This is a genomic window from Polaribacter aquimarinus, assembly GCF_003129485.1.
Classification (GTDB): Bacteria; Bacteroidota; Bacteroidia; order Flavobacteriales; family Flavobacteriaceae; genus Polaribacter; species Polaribacter aquimarinus.
In genome coordinates this window covers 260,117-279,522 of the sequence record NZ_QFFG01000003.1, presented here as the reverse complement: position 1 = coordinate 279,522, position 19,406 = coordinate 260,117, and the positions used below count along the sequence as shown (strand labels likewise).

Annotated in this window: 14 protein-coding genes and 1 tRNA gene; 11 read left to right on the top strand and 4 right to left on the bottom strand. The window is 32.1% G+C overall.

Features of this window, described 5'->3' with window-relative positions; all coding sequences use genetic code 11:
- The 7 genes from rplK (at position 1) to DIS07_RS08355 (ending at position 10,856) form a co-directional block, all read left to right on the top strand.
- Positions 1–438, top strand: coding sequence for a 50S ribosomal protein L11 (rplK, locus tag DIS07_RS08385; RefSeq protein WP_109404795.1), 438 nt, complete (start codon positions 1–3; stop codon positions 436–438).
- Between the two features lie 20 nt (positions 439–458).
- Positions 459–1,148, top strand: coding sequence for a 50S ribosomal protein L1 (rplA, locus tag DIS07_RS08380; protein ID WP_109404794.1), 690 nt, complete (start codon positions 459–461; stop codon positions 1,146–1,148).
- Positions 1,149–1,167: 19 nt separating this feature from the next.
- A complete protein-coding gene (rplJ, locus tag DIS07_RS08375; protein WP_109404793.1) occupies positions 1,168–1,686 on the top strand; it encodes a 50S ribosomal protein L10 in 519 nt (172 codons plus the stop codon).
- Between the two features lie 48 nt (positions 1,687–1,734).
- Positions 1,735–2,112: a 50S ribosomal protein L7/L12 gene (rplL, locus tag DIS07_RS08370; protein ID WP_109404792.1), complete on the top strand. Its 378-nt coding sequence runs from the start codon at positions 1,735–1,737 to the stop codon at positions 2,110–2,112.
- Positions 2,113–2,266: 154 nt separating this feature from the next.
- Complete coding sequence (gene rpoB, locus DIS07_RS08365) at positions 2,267–6,076, top strand: DNA-directed RNA polymerase subunit beta (RefSeq protein ID WP_109404791.1); 3,810 nt, start codon at positions 2,267–2,269, stop codon at positions 6,074–6,076.
- 78 nt (positions 6,077–6,154) lie between these two features.
- Positions 6,155–10,426 carry a DNA-directed RNA polymerase subunit beta' gene (gene rpoC, locus DIS07_RS08360; RefSeq protein WP_109404790.1) on the top strand — a complete coding sequence of 1,424 codons (4,272 nt, stop codon included), beginning with the start codon at positions 6,155–6,157 and terminating at the stop codon, positions 10,424–10,426.
- A 118-nt stretch (positions 10,427–10,544) separates the two neighbouring features.
- On the top strand, positions 10,545–10,856 hold the full coding sequence (locus DIS07_RS08355; RefSeq protein WP_109404789.1) for a DUF3467 domain-containing protein: 312 nt from the start codon (positions 10,545–10,547) through the stop codon (positions 10,854–10,856).
- Positions 10,857–10,890: 34 nt separating this feature from the next.
- On the opposite strand, the gene DIS07_RS08350 is transcribed toward DIS07_RS08355, so the two are convergent.
- Both DIS07_RS08350 and aroC read right to left on the bottom strand, forming a co-directional pair.
- Positions 10,891–11,958 carry a PA0069 family radical SAM protein gene (locus tag DIS07_RS08350; protein WP_109404788.1) on the bottom strand — a complete coding sequence of 356 codons (1,068 nt, stop codon included), beginning with the start codon at positions 11,956–11,958 and terminating at the stop codon, positions 10,891–10,893.
- 201 nt (positions 11,959–12,159) lie between these two features.
- On the bottom strand, positions 12,160–13,224 hold the full coding sequence (gene aroC, locus DIS07_RS08345) for a chorismate synthase (RefSeq protein ID WP_109404787.1): 1,065 nt from the start codon (positions 13,222–13,224) through the stop codon (positions 12,160–12,162).
- 240 nt (positions 13,225–13,464) lie between these two features.
- Between aroC and DIS07_RS08340 the strand changes: the two genes are divergently transcribed.
- A tRNA-Ser gene (locus DIS07_RS08340) sits at positions 13,465–13,549 on the top strand.
- A gap of 89 nt (positions 13,550–13,638) precedes the next feature.
- On the opposite strand, the gene DIS07_RS08335 is transcribed toward DIS07_RS08340, so the two are convergent.
- On the bottom strand, positions 13,639–14,781 hold the full coding sequence (locus DIS07_RS08335) for an AbiH family protein (protein ID WP_109404786.1): 1,143 nt from the start codon (positions 14,779–14,781) through the stop codon (positions 13,639–13,641).
- Positions 14,782–14,800: 19 nt separating this feature from the next.
- Positions 14,801–16,615 carry a sodium:solute symporter family protein gene (locus DIS07_RS08330; RefSeq protein WP_109404785.1) on the bottom strand — a complete coding sequence of 605 codons (1,815 nt, stop codon included), beginning with the start codon at positions 16,613–16,615 and terminating at the stop codon, positions 14,801–14,803.
- Positions 16,616–16,683: 68 nt separating this feature from the next.
- Here DIS07_RS08330 and DIS07_RS08325 point away from each other — a divergent pair, with 68 nt between their 5' ends.
- From DIS07_RS08325 to tgt, 3 genes are read left to right on the top strand one after another with little or no spacing between them, the layout of a single operon-like run.
- Positions 16,684–17,286, top strand: a complete 603-nt coding sequence (locus tag DIS07_RS08325; protein WP_109404784.1) for an alpha-ketoglutarate-dependent dioxygenase AlkB family protein — start codon at positions 16,684–16,686, stop codon at positions 17,284–17,286.
- A 34-nt stretch (positions 17,287–17,320) separates the two neighbouring features.
- On the top strand, positions 17,321–18,214 hold the full coding sequence (gene rluF, locus DIS07_RS08320; protein ID WP_109404783.1) for a 23S rRNA pseudouridine(2604) synthase RluF: 894 nt from the start codon (positions 17,321–17,323) through the stop codon (positions 18,212–18,214).
- Between the two features lie 60 nt (positions 18,215–18,274).
- Complete coding sequence (gene tgt, locus DIS07_RS08315) at positions 18,275–19,405, top strand: tRNA guanosine(34) transglycosylase Tgt (RefSeq protein ID WP_109404782.1); 1,131 nt, start codon at positions 18,275–18,277, stop codon at positions 19,403–19,405.
- Position 19,406: the final 1 nt, after the last annotated feature.

Here is a 19,406-nt window from a genome sequence, read left to right as displayed (position 1 = left end):
ATGGCAAAAGAAGTTAGTAAAGTAGTTAAATTACAAGTAAGGGGAGGCGCAGCGAATCCATCGCCGCCGGTTGGACCCGCTTTAGGTGCTGCTGGTGTTAACATTATGGAGTTCTGTAAACAGTTCAACGCAAGAACGCAAGATAAACAAGGTAAAGTTTTACCTGTTGTTATTACTGTTTACAAAGACAAATCATTTGATTTTGTTGTAAAAACTCCTCCTGCAGCAGTACAGTTACTAGAAGCGGCCAAAATCAAAAAAGGTTCAGGTGAACCAAACAGAAAGAAAGTAGCATCAGTTACTTGGGATCAAATTAAAGTTATTGCAGAAGACAAAATGGTAGATTTAAATGCTTTTGAAGTTTCTTCAGCAATGCGTATGATAGCAGGTACAGCTCGTTCTATGGGATTAACAGTAAAAGGTGATGCACCGGCATAAACTTTATAAAAAGTAGTAAAATGGCAAAATTAACAAAAAAGCAAAAAGAAGCTTACGCTAAGATTGATAAAACGCAATCTTATGATTTAGCAGCTGCTTCAGCGCTAGTCAAAGACATTACTAATGTAAAGTTTGATGCATCAGTAGATTTAGCAATTCGTTTAGGTGTAGATCCACGTAAAGCAAATCAAATGGTTAGAGGTGTAGTAACATTACCTCACGGAACTGGTAAAGATGTGAAAGTTTTAGCATTAGTAACTCCAGATAAAGAAGCAGATGCTAAGGCTGCAGGTGCTGATTATGTTGGATTAGATGAGTATCTCCAAAAAATTAAAGGGGGATGGACAGATGTAGACGTAATTATTACTATGCCTAGTGTAATGGGTAAATTAGGTCCTTTAGGAAGGATTTTAGGTCCTAGAGGTTTAATGCCTAACCCTAAAACAGGTACAGTAACAATGGATGTTGCAAAAGCTGTTCAAGATGTAAAAGCTGGTAAAATCGATTTTAAAGTTGATAAAACTGGTATCGTACATGCAGCAATTGGAAAAGTATCTTTTGATGCTAAGAAAATTGAAGAAAACGCAAACGAATTATTACAAACTATTATTAAATTGAAACCAACAACAGCAAAAGGTACTTATGTAAAGAGTGTATACATGTCTAGTACAATGAGTCCTTCTATTGAGGTTGATGTAAAGGCTGTTTAATACGTTAAAACTTATAATTATGACTAGAGAAGAGAAATCACAAGTAATACAAGATTTAACAGCAGTATTAGCAGATACTAACACAGTATATTTAGCAGATATTTCTGGACTAGATGCACAAACTACTTCTAATTTAAGAAGAGCTTGTTTCAAAGCAGGAGTTCAGTTATCCGTTGTAAAAAATACATTACTTGCAAAAGCAATGGAAGCTTCAGATAAAGAATTTGGAGACTTACCATCAGTATTAAAAGGTAATACATCAATGATGATTTCTGAAGCAGCAAATGCTCCAGCAAAATTAATCAAAGAATTCAGAAAGAAAACTAAAGATAGACCTTTATTAAAAGGTGCATTTGCAGAAGAATCTGTTTACATTGGTGATGATCAATTAGATGCTCTTGTAGATATTAAGTCTAGAGAAGAGTTAATTGGAGAAATCATTGGATTATTACAATCGCCAGCTAAGAATGTTGTTTCAGCATTACAATCTGGTGGTCAGACACTTTCAGGTATTATTAAGACATTATCTGAAAAATAATAAGCGCACAAATAAACTAAAATAAACAAAATTTTAAAAACAATTAAAATGGCAGAATTAAAAGATTTCGCAGAACAATTAGTTAACTTAACAGTAAAAGAAGTTAATGAATTAGCTACTATTTTAAAAGAAGAATATGGTATTGAGCCAGCAGCAGCAGCTGTTGCAGTTGCAGGTCCAGCAGCAGGTGGTGGAGATGATGCAGCTGATGAGCAAACTGAATTCGACGTAATCTTAAAAGCAGCAGGTGGTTCTAAGTTAGCAGTTGTGAAATTAGTTAAAGAATTAACTGGTTTAGGATTAAAAGAAGCTAAAGGTATCGTAGATAGCGCACCTGCAGCAGTAAAAGAAGGTGTATCTAAAGATGAGGCAGAAGGTCTTAAAAAATCTTTAGAAGAAGCTGGAGCTGAAGTAGAGCTTAAGTAAGCTATTCCTTCTCGATTTTCGGACAAGGATACCGAAATCGAGAAAACAAATTTAGGTTTAGGTACTAAGAACAAGTGTTTTTAGGCCTAAACCATTTTGTGTATATATTCGTTCTTTATTTTAATTCAGATTTTAATCAAAAAAATATTCTCTTTTGGCAACGAAAAACACTACTGAAAGAATCAACTTCGCAACTTCTCAAATGATTAAAGAATATCCAGATTTCTTGGATATTCAGGTAAAATCTTTTCAAGATTTTTTCCAACTTCAAACTAAAGCAGAAGAAAGAGGTGAAGAAGGTTTATACAAAACCTTTATGGATAACTTTCCAATCACTGATACAAGAAATCAATTTGTATTAGAATTTTTAGACTACTTTGTAGACCCTCCAAGATACTCAATACAAGAATGTATTGAAAGAGGTCTTACACACAGTGTGCCTTTAAAAGCACGTTTAAAATTATATTGTACAGATCCAGAACACGAAGATTTCGAAACTATTGTTCAAGATGTTTACCTAGGTACAATTCCTTATATGACAAACTCAGGTACCTTTGTTATCAATGGTGCAGAGCGCGTGGTAGTTTCTCAATTACATAGATCACCAGGTGTGTTCTTTGGGCAATCTTTCCACGCAAATGGTACAAAACTATATTCAGCAAGAGTAATTCCATTTAAAGGGTCTTGGATTGAGTTTGCTACCGATATCAATCAAGTAATGTATGCTTATATTGATAGAAAGAAAAAATTACCAGTAACAACATTATTCAGAGCCATTGGTTTTGAAAGAGATAAAGATATTTTAGAAATTTTTGATTTAGCAGAAGAAATAAAAGTTTCTAAAGCTGGATTAAAAAAAGTATTAGGTCGCAAATTAGCAGCAAGAGTTTTAAAAACTTGGCATGAAGATTTTGTGGACGAAGATACTGGAGAAGTTGTATCTATCGAAAGAAATGAAATCATCTTTGATCGTGATACAATTTTAGAGAAAGAACATATTGATGAAATAATTGAAGCTGGTGCTAAAACGATTTTACTTCATAAAGAAGATAATCAGATGGCAGATTATGCAATTATTCATAACACTTTACAAAAAGATCCTACAAACTCAGAGAAAGAAGCTGTAGAACATATTTATAGACAACTACGTAATGCAGAACCGCCAGATGAGGAGACTGCAAGAGGTATTATAGATAAGTTATTCTTCTCAGAACAACGTTATAATTTAGGTGAGGTTGGTCGTTTTAGAATGAACACAAAACTGCAGTTAGATGTTGATATGGATCAAAAAGTATTAACTAAATTAGATATCATTACTATCATTAAATATCTAATTGAGTTAATCAATTCAAAAGCAGAGGTTGATGATATTGATCACTTATCAAACAGACGTGTAAGAACCGTAGGAGAACAACTAGCAGGTCAATTTGGTGTTGGTTTAGCTCGTATGGCAAGAACAATTCGTGAGAGAATGAATGTTCGTGACAACGAGGTGTTTACTCCAATCGATTTGATTAATGCAAAAACATTATCTTCTGTTATTAATTCATTTTTTGGGACAAATCAGTTATCTCAGTTTATGGATCAAACCAATCCATTAGCAGAGATTACTCACAAACGAAGATTATCTGCATTAGGACCAGGAGGTTTATCAAGAGAAAGAGCAGGTTTTGAGGTACGTGATGTTCACTATACACATTATGGTCGTTTATGTCCGATTGAAACTCCAGAAGGACCAAACATTGGTTTAATTTCTTCGCTTTCTGTTTTTGCGAAAGTGAACAATTTAGGGTTTATTGAAACTCCATATAGAAAAGTAGATAGTGGAATTGTTGCAAAAGAAGAACCAATTTATTTAAGTGCTGAAGAGGAGGAAGGAATGAAAATTGCCCAATCTAATTTAGAATTAAACGATGATGGAAGTTTCGTTGCCGATAGAGTAATTGCTCGTGAAGAAGGAGATTTTCCTGTAGTAACTCCACAGGACATTCACTATATGGATGTTGCTCCAAATCAAATTGCATCAATTTCTGCATCTTTAATTCCATTTTTAGAGCATGATGATGCTAACCGCGCATTGATGGGGTCTAATATGATGCGTCAAGCGGTTCCTTTATTACGTCCAGAATCTCCAATAGTTGGAACAGGTTTAGAGCGAAGAGTTGCAAAAGATTCAAGAATATTAATCAATGCAGAAGGAGAAGGTGTTGTAACTTATGTAGACGCTAATAAAATAACGATTAAGTACGATAGATCTGAAGAAGAAAAATTAGTAAGTTTTGATTCTGATGAAGTTTCTTATGACTTAATTAAGTTTAGAAAAACGAATCAAGGTACATCTATTAATCTAAAACCTATTGTAGAAAAAGGAGATAGAGTTTCTGAAGGTCAAGTACTTTGTGAAGGATATGCAACACAAAAAGGAGAATTAGCTTTAGGTAGAAATATGAAAGTAGCCTTTATGCCTTGGAAAGGGTATAACTTTGAGGATGCAATTGTAATTTCAGAAAAAGTAGTTCGCGAAGATATATTTACATCCATTCATATTGATGAGTATTCTTTAGACGTAAGAGATACAAAATTGGGAACTGAAGAGTTAACTAATGATATTCCTAATGTTTCTGAAGAAGCTACTAAAGACCTAGATGAAAATGGAATGATTAGAATTGGAGCAGAGGTAAATCCTGGCGATATCTTAATTGGTAAGATTACACCAAAAGGAGAATCTGATCCAACTCCAGAAGAAAAATTATTACGTGCCATTTTTGGTGATAAAGCGGGTGATGTAAAAGATGCATCATTGAAAGCTTCACCTTCATTGAGAGGTGTAGTAATTGATAAAAAATTATTCAGAAGAGCTGTTAAAGATAAAAATAAGAGATTAAGAGATAAAGAAGCTGTAGCTGCTTTAGAACAATCCTTTGTTTCAAAATTTGAAGGATTAAAAGATCAATTAATTGAAAAATTATTTACTTTAATTAGTGGTAAAACATCTCAAGGAGTATTTAATGATTTAGGTGAAGAAGTGTTGCCAAAGGGTAAGAAATATACACTTAAAATGTTAAATTCTGTAGATGATTATGTACATTTAACTGGTACTTGGACTACTGACAATGACCTTAATAAATTAGTTGTTGAGTTAGTACATAATTATAAGATTAAAGTAAACGACTTACAAGGATCTTTACGTCGTCAGAAATTTACTATTTCTGTAGGTGATGAATTACCAGCAGGAATTTTAAAATTAGCTAAAATATACATTGCTAAAAAACGTAAGTTAAAAGTTGGTGATAAAATGGCGGGTCGTCATGGTAACAAAGGTATTGTCGCTCGTATTGTAAGAGCAGAAGATATGCCTTTCTTAGAAGATGGAACTCCAGTAGATATTGTATTAAATCCATTAGGGGTACCATCTCGTATGAATATTGGTCAGATTTATGAAACCGTTCTTGGTTGGGCAGGTCAAAAATTAGACAAAAAATATGCAACACCAATTTTTGATGGAGCATCTTTAGATGAGATCAATAAATATACAGATGAAGCTGATGTACCTAGATTTGGTCATACCTATTTATATGATGGAGGAACAGGAAAACGTTTTGATCAACCTGCAACAGTAGGTGTAATCTATATGATTAAACTGGGTCACATGATTGAAGACAAAATGCATGCACGTTCTATTGGACCATACTCATTAATTACACAACAACCATTAGGAGGTAAAGCACAATTTGGAGGTCAACGTTTTGGTGAGATGGAAGTTTGGGCACTCGAGGCATATGGTGCTTCAAGTATCTTAAGAGAAATCTTAACAGTTAAATCTGATGATGTGATGGGTAGAGCCAAAACATACGAAAGTATTGTTAAAGGTGAGTCTATGCCTGAACCAGGTTTACCAGAATCTTTCAACGTATTAATGCACGAATTGAAAGGTCTAGGATTAGACGTAAGATTAGAAGAATAAATTTTTTCAGTAACCAGTTTTTAGCAACTTTTTGTTGCTGAATACTGAATACTGCCAACTGAATACTTATTAAAAGACATGGCAAGAAAACAAGAGAAGTACACTGTAAAAAAGTTTAACAAAATCTCAATTGGTTTATCATCACCAGAGGCTATTTTAGAAGTTTCTAAAGGTGAAGTTTTAAAACCAGAAACTATAAATTATCGTACTCATAAGCCTGAACGTGATGGTTTATTCTGTGAGCGTATTTTTGGTCCAGTAAAGGATTATGAATGTGCTTGTGGTAAGTACAAAAGAATTCGCTACAAAGGTATTGTTTGTGATAGATGTGGTGTAGAAGTAACAGAAAAGAAAGTACGTAGAGATAGAGTAGGGCACATCAATTTGGTGGTTCCTGTAGCTCATATTTGGTACTTTAGATCATTACCTAACAAGATGGGATATTTATTAGGATTGCCATCTAAAAAGTTAGACATGATTATTTACTACGAACGTTATGTAGTAATTCAACCAGGTATAGCAAAAAATGCTGAAGGAGAACCATTACAAAAAATGGATTTCTTAACAGAAGAAGAATACTTAGATATTGTTGATGAGTTACCTCAAGACAATCAATATTTAGAAGATACAGACCCAAACAAGTTTATTGCTAAAATGGGAGCTGAGTGTTTAATAGATTTATTGGGTCGTATAGATTTAGATCAATTATCTTTCGATTTAAGACACAAAGCAAATACAGAAACTTCTAAGCAACGTAAAACAGAAGCATTAAAGCGTTTAAATGTTGTTGAAGCATTTAGAGATTCTCAAAAAAATAGAGAGAATAATCCTGAGTGGATGATTATGAAAGCGATTCCTGTAATTCCACCAGAATTACGTCCATTAGTTCCTTTAGACGGAGGTCGTTTTGCAACATCTGATTTAAATGATTTATATAGAAGAGTTATAATCAGAAACAATCGTTTAAAAAGATTGGTAGAGATAAAAGCTCCTGAAGTAATTTTGCGTAATGAGAAACGTATGTTACAAGAATCTGTAGATTCATTATTTGATAACACACGTAAATCATCAGCAGTAAAAACAGAATCTAACAGACCTTTAAAATCTTTATCAGATTCATTAAAAGGTAAGCAAGGTCGTTTCCGTCAAAACTTATTAGGGAAACGTGTTGATTATTCTGCACGTTCTGTAATTGTTGTTGGACCAGAAATGAAATTGTCTGAATGTGGATTGCCAAAAGATATGGCAGCTGAATTATACAAACCTTTTGTAATCCGTAAGTTGATTGAAAGAGGAATTGTAAAAACAGTTAAATCTGCAAAGAAAATAATAGACAGAAAAGAGCCAGTTGTTTGGGATATTTTAGAAAATGTAATTAAAGGCCACCCAGTTTTATTAAACAGGGCTCCTACTTTACACAGATTAGGTATTCAAGCTTTCCAACCAAAATTGATTGAGGGTAAAGCTATACAATTACACCCATTATCTTGTTCTGCATTTAATGCGGATTTTGATGGGGATCAAATGGCGGTTCACTTACCATTAGGACCAGAAGCTATTTTAGAAGCACAATTATTAATGTTGGCTTCTCATAATATCTTAAATCCTGCAAATGGTGCTCCAGTAACTGTACCTTCTCAAGATATGGTACTTGGATTATATTATATGACAAAAGAAAGAAAGTCTACTCCAGAAGTCCCTATTAAAGGTGAAGGATTAACTTTTTATTCTCCAGAAGAAGTAACCATTGCGTTTAACGAAGAAAAAGTAGATCTAAATGCATCTATTAAAGTAAGAACACAAGATATTGAAAATGGTGAACAGGTAACTAAAATTATAGAAACTACGGTAGGTAGAGTTTTATTTAATGAAAAAGTTCCTGCTGCTGCTGGTTATATTAATGAAGTACTTACTAAGAAAAACTTACGTGGAATTATTGGTGGAATTTTAAAAGCTACAGATATTCCTACTACTGGTGAATTCTTAGATGAGATAAAAAATATGGGATATAAATACGCTTTTGAAGGTGGTTTATCATTCTCATTAGGAGATATCATTATTCCTGCTGAAAAACAATCTATGATTGATGAGGCAAACAAAGAGGTTGATGGTATTGTAATGAATTATAATATGGGTATGTTAACGCAAAAAGAGCGTTACAATCAGGTAATTGATATTTGGGGTAGAACCAATAACCAATTGACTGAATTATCTATGAAACGTTTACGTGAGGATCAACAAGGATTTAACTCTGTATATATGATGTTAGATTCTGGAGCAAGGGGTTCTAAAGAGCAGATACGTCAGTTAACAGGTATGCGTGGATTAATGGCAAAGCCTAAAAAATCTACAGCTGGTGGTGGAGAAATTATCGAAAACCCAATTCTTTCTAACTTTAAAGAAGGATTATCAATTTTAGAATACTTTATTTCTACTCACGGTGCGCGTAAAGGATTAGCAGATACCGCTTTAAAAACGGCTGATGCAGGTTATTTAACTCGTAGATTGGTAGACGTTTCTCAAGATGTTATTATTAACGAAGAAGATTGTGGTACATTAAGAGGATTAGAAGTTACTCCTTTAAAGAAAAATGATGAGATTGTAGAATCTTTATCAGATAGAATTGAAGGTAGAATTTCTCTACAAGATGTATATCACCCTGTAACTGAAGAGTTAATTTTAGAAGCAAATCAACCGATTACCTCTCAATTAGCTTTAGAAGTCGAAAAATCTGGAATAGATGGTTTAGAAGTAAGGTCAGCATTAACTTGTGAATCTTCTAGAGGTATTTGTGCAAAATGTTATGGTCAGAGTTTATCTACTCGTAACAAAGTACAAATTGGTGAAGCAGTTGGTGTAATTGCTGCACAATCTATTGGAGAACCTGGAACACAGTTAACATTACGTACATTCCACGTTGGTGGGGTTGCAGGTAATATTTCTGAAGACAACAAGTTAATCGCTAAGTTTGATGGTAATGTTGTTATTGAAGACTTACGTACTGTAAAGGGAAAAGATAACGATGGAAATGATGTTGATATTGTAATTTCTAGAACTGCAGAAATCAAAATAATTGATAAAAAAACAGGAATTACTCAGAGTACAAATATTATACCTTATGGTTCTATTATCTTTGATAAAGAAAGAAAATCAATCAAAAAAGGAGATGTAATTGTACAGTGGGATCCATTTAACGGTGTAATAGTTTCTGAATTTGCTGGAAAAGTAAAGTTTGACAATTTAGAGCAAGGTATGAACTACTCTGTAGAAATTGATGAGCAAACTGGTTTCCAAGAAAAAGTAATTACAGATTCTAAGAACAAGAAAATCATTGCCTCTCTAATTATCGAAGATGAAGATGGTAATGCCTTACGTTCTTACAGTTTACCAGTAGGAGCTCACTTAATGGTTGATGATGGAGATACTGTTGAAAGTGGAAAAACTTTAGTTAAAATTCCAAGAAAATCGGGTAAAGCAGGTGATATTACAGGAGGTTTACCACGTGTAACAGAGTTATTTGAAGCACGTAACCCTTCTAATCCATCTGTTGTTTCTGAAATTGATGGTGTAGTTTCTTTTGGTAAGATTAAGCGTGGTAATAGAGAGATTATTGTTGAATCTAAAACTGGAGATATTAAAAAGTATTTAGTAAAACTTTCTAATCAGATTTTAGTGCAAGAAAATGACTTTATTAAAGCAGGTATGCCATTATCAGATGGTGCTACAACACCTTCTGATATTTTAAGAATTAAAGGACCATCTGCTGTTCAAGAATACTTAGTAAATGAAATTCAAGAAGTATACCGTTTACAAGGTGTAAAAATTAATGATAAGCATTTCGAAGTTGTTGTTCGTCAAATGATGCGTAAAGTTAAGATTATAGATTCTGGAGATACATTATTCTTAGAGAATCAATTAATCCACAAAAATGACTTTATCGCAGAAAATGATGCTATTTATGGAATGAAAGTAGTTGAAAATGCTGGAGATTCAGAAAACTTAAAAGCCGGTCAAATTATTTCTGCACGTCAACTAAGAGATGAGAATTCTTTATTAAGAAGAAATGATCAAAACTTAGTAGAAGCTAGAGATGCAAGACCAGCAACAGCTGAACAAGTACTACAAGGTATTACAAGAGCTTCATTACAAACAAAATCGTTCATCTCTGCAGCTTCTTTCCAAGAAACTACAAAAGTTTTAAATGAGGCAGCTGTTAGTGGTAAAGTGGATACTTTAGAAGGATTGAAAGAAAATGTAATTGTTGGTAAGAAAATACCAGCTGGTACAGGTATGAGAACTTACGATAATGTTATTGTAGGACCAAAAGATGAAATAGAACAAAGTTTCTAAATAAATTTTTAAAAAAGCCTCTAAATTTTTAGAGGCTTTTTTTATGTCTCCTCGAGCGCAGTCGAGAGGTTTTTAATTTAGGTCTCGACTGCGCTCGACCTGACAAATTTTTTTTATTATGGAAGAAAATCAAAATCAAGACGGACAAATAAATATAGAATTAGATCAAGAAATTGCTGAAGGAACCTATTCTAATTTAGCTATAATAAATCATTCAATATCAGAGTTTATTGTTGATTTTATTAATATAATGCCAGGTGTACCAAAAGCAAAAGTAAAATCTAGAATTATTTTAACCCCACAGCATGCTAAGAGATTAACCAAAGCTTTAGCAGATAATGTTCGTAAATTCGAACAACAGAATGGAGAAATTAAAGATTATGAGCAACCACCAATTCCTATGAATTTTGGACCTACAGGTAAGGCTTAAAATAATGAAAAAGTGAAACGAAAGTTTCACTTTTTTAGTTAAACAACCCCAATTGATTCGTTTCATTTTTGTCAAATAAGCTATAATTTAATGATGGAAGTTTAGCATCATTCATATAGATTTTTCTTGCTAGTTTGAATTGAGTTGCTATTTGTTCTGCAATTTTACCTTCTCCTCTAGTTCTAGTTCCAAATCTGCTATCATTTAAGGTACCATTATGACAATCTTTAATCTGATTTAAAATCTTTGATGCTCTATCTGGATACGTTTTTTCTACCCAGTTTGTAAAAATTTTACCAATAGCTCCATTCAACCTTACTACAGTAAACCCAATTGATTTAGCTCCCAATTCACTCACTTTTTTGACCAATCTAAAAATTTCATGATTGTTAATTGCTGGAATAATTGGTGCCATCATCACATTTACAGGAATTCCGTTTTCAGATAAAACCTTCACGGTTTCTAGACGTTTTTTGATAGTTGTAGTTCTAGGTTCTAAAATTCTTCTTGTTTCTTCGGATAAAGAAGTTATGGAAATACTTACATTTACCAATCGTAAATTTGCCATCTTTTTAAGTAGATCCAAATCACGAAGGATTAAAGCGTTTTTGGTAATCATACTCACAGGATGTTTTAGTTTTAGTAAAACTTCTAGCATTTTTCTTGTGATTTCTAATTTCTTCTCTATAGGTTGATAGCAATCTGTGTTTCCAGAAAACATAATGTTTTGAGGATTCCAATTTCTACTTTTTAGTTTTTTTTCCAATAGTTCGGCAGCATTTGCTTTGTATAAAATCTTACGTTCAAAATCTAATCCAGCAGAATATCCCCAGTATTCGTGAGTATTTCTGGCATAACAATAAATACAACCATGCTCACAACCTTGATAAGGATTCATAGAATAACCAAAACCTATATCTGGACTAGTAACTTTATTTAAAATCGTTTTTGGAAAGATTTCTAAATACGATGTTTTATTACTATCAGCACTTTCTTGTTCTGCCTCACAATAATTTAGAAAATCATTTCTTATGATATGTTGTTCTTTAAAAAATCGATTATGGGTGTTCAGTTGTGCGCCTCTTCCTTTGATGTAACTCATAGCAATAGTTGTTTAAATTAAATAAAAATGACTTTTGAATGATAGAATCGAACGCAGAGATTTAGAAAATTGTTCAATAATTATTTTGATTGAATATCAAAATCACTCTCAGTAACTCTATAAAATTACATCAGAAAAAAAGAAAATTTGTTAAATGTTGATAAGTTTCAAATTAATTTTATCAACAACAAAAAAACAATATTAAACCTGTCTTGTTCTGTTTAATAGATAGAAATCAGCCAAAACCAATGCTGTCATAGCTTCTACAATAGGTACAGCTCTTGGCACAACACAAGGATCATGACGTCCTTTTCCTGTGATTTCTGTAAGTTCACCTTCAGAATTTATAGTCTGTTGGTTGGTCATAATAGTAGCTACAGGTTTAAAAGCTACTCTAAAGTAAATGTCCATTCCATTGCTAATTCCACCTTGAATTCCTCCAGATAAATTAGTATTGGTAGAGCCATCTGCGTTAAAAACATCATTATGCTCAGAACCTTTCATTTTTGAACCACAAAACCCGCTACCAAACTCAAAACCTTTTACAGCATTAATAGATAACATTGCTTTCCCTAATTCTGCATGTAGTTTATTAAAAATTGGTTCACCTAAACCTACAGGAACATTTTGAGCAACACAGGTAATTGTACCTCCAATAGTATCACCTGCTTTACGAATTTCTTTGATTTTATCAATCATTTTTTCTGCGGATGCTTCATCAGGACAACGTACAATATTGCTTTCGGTTTTAGAAAAATCTACATCTTGGTAAGGTTTTTCCATAAAAATATCACCTACCGAAGAGGTAAAAGCATTGATGTTTATTTGAGAAATAAATTGTTTTGCTAAAGCACCAGCAACAACCCAGTTTGCCGTTTCACGAGCAGAACTACGTCCACCACCTCTATGATCTCTTAAGCCGTATTTTTTATCATAGGTGTAATCTGCGTGAGAAGGCCTATATACATTAGTATTGTGATTATAATCTTTACTCTTCTGATTTGTATTTCTAATAATAAAACCAATAGAAGTTCCAGTGGTTTTTCCTTCAAAAATACCTGATAAAAACTCAACCGTATCTGGTTCTTTACGTTGCGTAACAATTTTAGATTGTCCAGGTTTACGTCTATTTAATTCTTCTTGTACAGCTTCAAAATCAATTTCAACTCCAGCAGGAAAACCATCAATAACACCACCAATAGCGGCTCCGTGAGATTCTCCAAAAGTTGTAACTCTCAATAAATTTCCAAAAGAATTGAATGACATAAGTAAAAATTAAAAATTTGCTGACAAAGATAATTAAACAGCTTAAAAAAAAGGTTATAATTATTGAAGTTAATGATTTCTAATAAATTTAAAACTATTTTAAAGCTTGATTTTTAGAAAGATAGTTGCGTAATTAAAGGATATTCAAAAAAGATTTAAATTATTGTCTTTTTTGTTTCAGAAAATAAAAAAGCTTTCTATATTTGCATCCGCATTCAGCAAATAGCTGATGAGACACTTGGAGAAATGGCAGAGTGGTCGAATGCGGCAGTCTTGAAAACTGTTGACTGTAACAGGTCCGGGGGTTCGAATCCCTCTTTCTCCGCAAAAAGCCTTATAATCTTTTGATTGTAAGGCTTTTGTGTTTATGGGTGTCAGTATAGGTGTCAGAAGTAATTTATTTAATTCTTGTTTTTAAGTTAAAAATAGCTGAGGTATAATATTTTCTTTTTTGAAGTTAACAATCTTTTGTCTCATTAAATTATTATCCTTAAAATGCCTTGAAATTTCCATTGTTTTATTAACATAGTCTCTTTCATCTTTGTAGTAATAGATTTTTATAGACTTACAATTATCATTTTCAAATATTTCATTTAACATAACTCGGTCTGACAAACCGCAAGAATGCCCATAAATACAAACTTGGTATTCGTTAGAATTTACAAACCTCAACAAGTTTCTATAATTTTGACTTTGAAAGTATTGAAAAGATTTTATATTTTTTAAATACTCGTTATCGTTAAGGTCTTGAATTTGAGTGTAAAAATTATCCATTTCATCTCCATAACCAAAAATAATTCTTTCTTCTTTAGAATTTAATTTACCGTGAATATGGTTAATTTGATAGCTTGGATTAAATGACTTATTTGTATTATAGATAGAGAATGAATCTAATATACTTCTAAGGGAGTCTGTATAATTGAAATTTAAGAAATAATAATTTTTTGTACCTAATGAAAGATGTTGTTTATTTATGTCTATAATCTCATCTTTGCTTATTCCATCAAAAAATTGTTCTATAAACTGTGTAATACTTGCTCTTTTAAGTTCTGGCAACTTTAAGGTTGTTAAATAAATCTCTAATTGATTTTTAATAAATTCAAAATCTTCATTTATTTTTAATATTACTTCTTTTCTTGTGAAGTGCTTTTTTAGTAAAACATAATAACTTTGTTCTACGTCAATCCAAGAATTTATAGAAGTATCATATATAGTTCTAAATAATACTGATGTACTTGTATTAATAACAAAGTTTTGTTTTTGTTTTATGGCTACTTGTATATCTTTTAATGTTTTATATCTTTCAATAAAATCTAATTTATCATTTTCAGAGTAATTCCTTTTCCAAAAGACTTTAGATATTTTATCCTCATAATAATTGTACTTAGTACCATGTTCAGGGTTGGCAATTATATCTTCAGATTTCACACTCAATAAAAGCCTACTTTTTAAATACCAAAACAAAAAATCGTTATAGGAAGTTTTTATGCCTAAAGCTAAATCAAAGCCATTGCCAACTAAAATTAAGCGATTATAAATTTTTTCTTTTCTTTTCATTTTTTTATTTAAATATTTTTTACAAAATAGTAGTTTTAATCTTCTTCCAAATTTTTATTAATAAAAACCCAGAAATTAAAGTTGATGCTGAAAGTAAAAGAGCATTTATTATCTCTCCATAAATCCAGAATCCAGTAGCAAATAAACAACTGTAAATTAAAACACAGCCTAATAACATTGCTAAAATACCAGAAGGGACACTCCAGCTACTTTTTGTGTTTTGTAAATTGATGTTCTCTGAATTAGCATCGTTAATTACTTTGCTCCAACCTGGTCCACCAGGTTGAATTTTCTGATAAAAAGAGTATAAAACTTCTTTACTATCTGGTTGCGTTATGTAGGTAACTATCAGCCAAATAATTGAGGTAATTAAAACCACAAAAGGAAATTTAAACCAACTAGGAAAAAATCCAGTTTCGCTAGCAAATAAAATAGACCCCAAAGATGTGAAATTTAATAAAATTGAAATCACGCCAGATGAGAACATCGCAGCAATTTCACTCCAAGCATTTATGCGCCACCAAAACCATCTTAAAATAAAAAGCAAACCAGTTCCTGCTCCAAACATTATTATAATGTCAAAGACTTGTTTTACATTGGTTAAACTTAAAGCTAAAATTCCGCTTACAATCATCATTAAAATTGTAGTAATTCTACCAACGTTTACCAATTCTTTTTCTGATGCTTTTTCTTTTACAAATCGTTTGTAGAAATCATTTACAACGTAAGAAGCTCCCCAGTTTAAATGTGTAGAGATTGTACTCATATAAGCAGCAATAAGTGATGCTAAAACAATACCTAAAATTCCACTTGGTAAAAAGTTAAGCATTGCAGGATATGCTAAATCATGCCCTAATTTATCAGCAGGAATATTTGGGAAGGCACTTTGCAAACTTGCCATGTCTGGAAAAATTACTAATGAAGCCAATGCCACTAAAATCCAAGGCCAAGGACGTAAAGCATAATGCACAAAATTAAAAAAGAAAGTAGCTCCAATGGCGTGATTTTCATCTTTTGCAGCCAACATTCTTTGTGCAATATACCCACCACCTCCAGGTTCTGCTCCTGGATACCAAGAACTCCACCATTGTAAGGCAATAGGAATAATTAATAATGTAATTAATGTTTCTGTATTTTTAAAATCGGGTAACATATCCATTTTAGAAATAACCAAATCGTTTTTTAGTAAATTATCCAAACCACCAACTTGAGGAAGATTTACTGCATAATAGGCAGCAGCAAAAGCACCAAACATAGCGATGATAAATAATAAAAAATCGGTATAAACCACACCTCTAAATCCACCAAAAGCACTAAAGACAACTGTTATTGTACCTGCATAAACTACGACTTCCCAAGGTTGAATGCCTAACATAATTCCGCCAATTTTTATAGCCGCTAAAGTGACTACAGACATTACCAAAACATTAAAAATGATGCCTAAATAAATGGCTCTAAAACCTCTTAAAAATTGTGCAGCTTTTCCACTGTAACGTAATTCGTAAAATTCTAAATCGGTATTCACTGCAGATTTTCGCCATAATTTGGCATAGACAAAAACGGTTAACAAACCCGTAATTAAAAACGACCACCAAACCCAGTTTCCAGAAACACCATCAGCTCTAACTATATCTGTTACTAAAAGCGGAGTATCTGCTGCAAAAGTAGTAGCTACCATAGAAAAACCTAATAACCACCATGGCATACTACGCCCTGAAAGAAAAAATTCTGAGCTACTTTTACCTGATTTTTTTGAGACATAAATTCCAATAAAAAGAACAATAGCAAAAAAAGAAATAATTAGAATGTAATCTAATGAGCTTAAATTAATCATAGATTGATGTAGTTATTTTATGAGAACCTAAAAGTAACTATTTCAAGTTTAATTTGTATTTTTATTTAATGGATTTATTTTCTGCAGAAAAAATTATCAATATTCTTCCTTTTGGCGGAATTACGAATTATCACGGAATTATTTTAAACAAAACTCAATGTGATTTTTATTATAATACTTTGATGCAAAACATAAAATGGGAAAATGACAGAGCCATTATTTTTGGAAAAACAATAATAACTAAAAGAAAAGTAGCTTGGTACGCAGAATCTCCGTTTTCGTATACCTATTCTAAAGTGACTAAAACAGCAAATATTTTTAACAAAGAGCTACTTGAATTAAAGAGTATTGTTGAAAAAGAAAGTGGAGAAATATATAATTCATGCCTGTTGAATTTATATCATTCAGGTGATGAAGGAATGGCATATCATTCTGATGGAGAAAAAATGTTGAAGAAAAACGGAGCAATTGCTTCATTATCTTTAGGAGCAGAACGCAAATTCTCTTTTAAGCACAAAGAAAACAAACAGAGAGTAGATATTCTGTTAGAGAGAGGAAGCTTACTGGTGATGAAAGATAAAACTCAGACCAATTGGTTGCACAGATTGCCCCCCACAAAAAAGGTGAATTCACCAAGAATTAATTTAACTTTTCGAACAATAGAATTGTAATCTTATACTTACTTTTGCCTCAAAATGATGCTCTTTGGATAAAAACAACCAACAATCAGTCAACTTAAATAAATTCATCAGTTCTACTGGGATTTGCTCTCGTAGAGAAGCAGAAAAACTGATAACTGAAGGACGCGTAACCATCAATGGAAAACCAACTCAATTGGGAAATAGAGTATTTCAAAACGATGTTGTAAAAGTTGATGGAAGACCTTTAAAACATAAACCAAGAACTCTTTATATAGCCTTAAATAAACCTGTAGGAATTGTCTCTACTACAGATTCTAGAGAGCGTGATAATATTGTAAAAGAGGTAAATCATCCACAACGATTGTTTCCTATTGGACGTTTAGATAAACCTTCAGAAGGATTGATTTTTCTAACAAATGATGGAGATATTGTCAACAAAATTTTAAGAGCTGGAAACAATCACGAGAAAGAATATATAGTTTCTGTTAATAAAACTATTGATGAAAATTTCATTAATAAAATGAGTAATGGAATTCCTATTTTAGGAACTGTTACAAAAAAGTGTAAAGTAGAAAAAGTATCCGAAAAAGTCTTTAAAATTATTTTAGTTCAGGGATTAAATAGACAAATTCGTAGAATGTGCGAGTATTTAAATTACGAAGTTACAAAGCTAAAACGTACCCGAATTATGAATGTGAAATTGGGAAATTTAAAAGCTGGAGACTGGAGGGAATTAACCACAGAAGAACTTAAAGAAATTAATAAAATGATTGCTACTTCTTCTAAAACTGAAGAAGCATCAATTGTAAAAGAAAAACCAAAAACATTAAAAACTAAAAAGAAGTTTTCTCCCACTAAAAATGATTTCAACAAAAAAAGTGCATCTTTCCGAAAATCATCACCAAAAAATAAAAAAAGAAATAGTAGTTTTTCTTCAAAAAAGAAAAGAAAATTTTAGTTTAAATCTTTAAGAATCTTTTAATTTTTCACTTCTTAAATAGTATTATCTTTGCCAGCAATGAATTTCGATTTAAAAAAAACTGACTCAAAAAGTCAAGCAAGAGCAGGAACAATTACAACTGATCATGGAGTTATTGAAACTCCTATTTTTATGCCAGTTGGAACCCTTGGAACCGTAAAAGGAGTGCATCAGACTGAGCTCAAAAATGAAATAAACCCTGATATTATTTTAGGAAATACTTATCATTTGTATTTAAGACCCAAATTAGAAGTTTTAGAACAAGCTGGAGGATTGCATAAATTTATGAATTGGGATCGTAATATTTTAACGGATTCTGGTGGTTATCAAGTATATTCTTTATCAGGTAGAAGAAAAATTAACGAAGAAGGTGTAAAGTTTAAAAGTCATATTGATGGTTCAATGCACTTTTTTACTCCAGAAAATGTAATGGAAATTCAGCGCACAATTGGTGCAGATATTATTATGGCTTTTGATGAATGTACGCCTTATCCATGTGATTATAATTACGCAAAACGTTCTATGCATATGACACATAGATGGTTAGATAGATGTATAAATCATCTTGAAAAATTACCATTTAAATATGGGTATGAGCAAACGTTTTTTCCAATAGTTCAAGGAAGTACATATAAAGATTTGCGAAAACAATCTGCAGAATATATTTCAAATGCTGGTGCAGAAGCCAATGCTATTGGAGGGCTTTCAGTAGGAGAGCCTGCAGAAGAAATGTACGCTATGACAGAAGTGGTTACCGAAATTCTACCAAAAGACAAACCTAGATATTTAATGGGGGTAGGTACTCCAATAAATATTCTTGAAAATATTGCCTTAGGTATAGATATGTTTGATTGTGTAATGCCAACAAGAAATGCTAGAAATGGAATGTTGTTTACCGCTCATGGAACTATCAATATTAAAAATAAAAAGTGGGAAAAAGATTTTTCGCCAATAGATGAAATGGGAATTACAAATGTAGATACTTATTATTCTAAAGCGTATTTACGTCATTTATTTGTAGCTAAAGAAATGTTAGGAAAACAAATTGCTTCTATTCATAATTTAGGATTTTATGTTTGGTTAACTCGTGAGGCAAGAAAACATATTATAGCTGGAGATTTTAGAGAATGGAAAGATAAAATGGTAAAACAAATGGACAATCGTTTGTAGT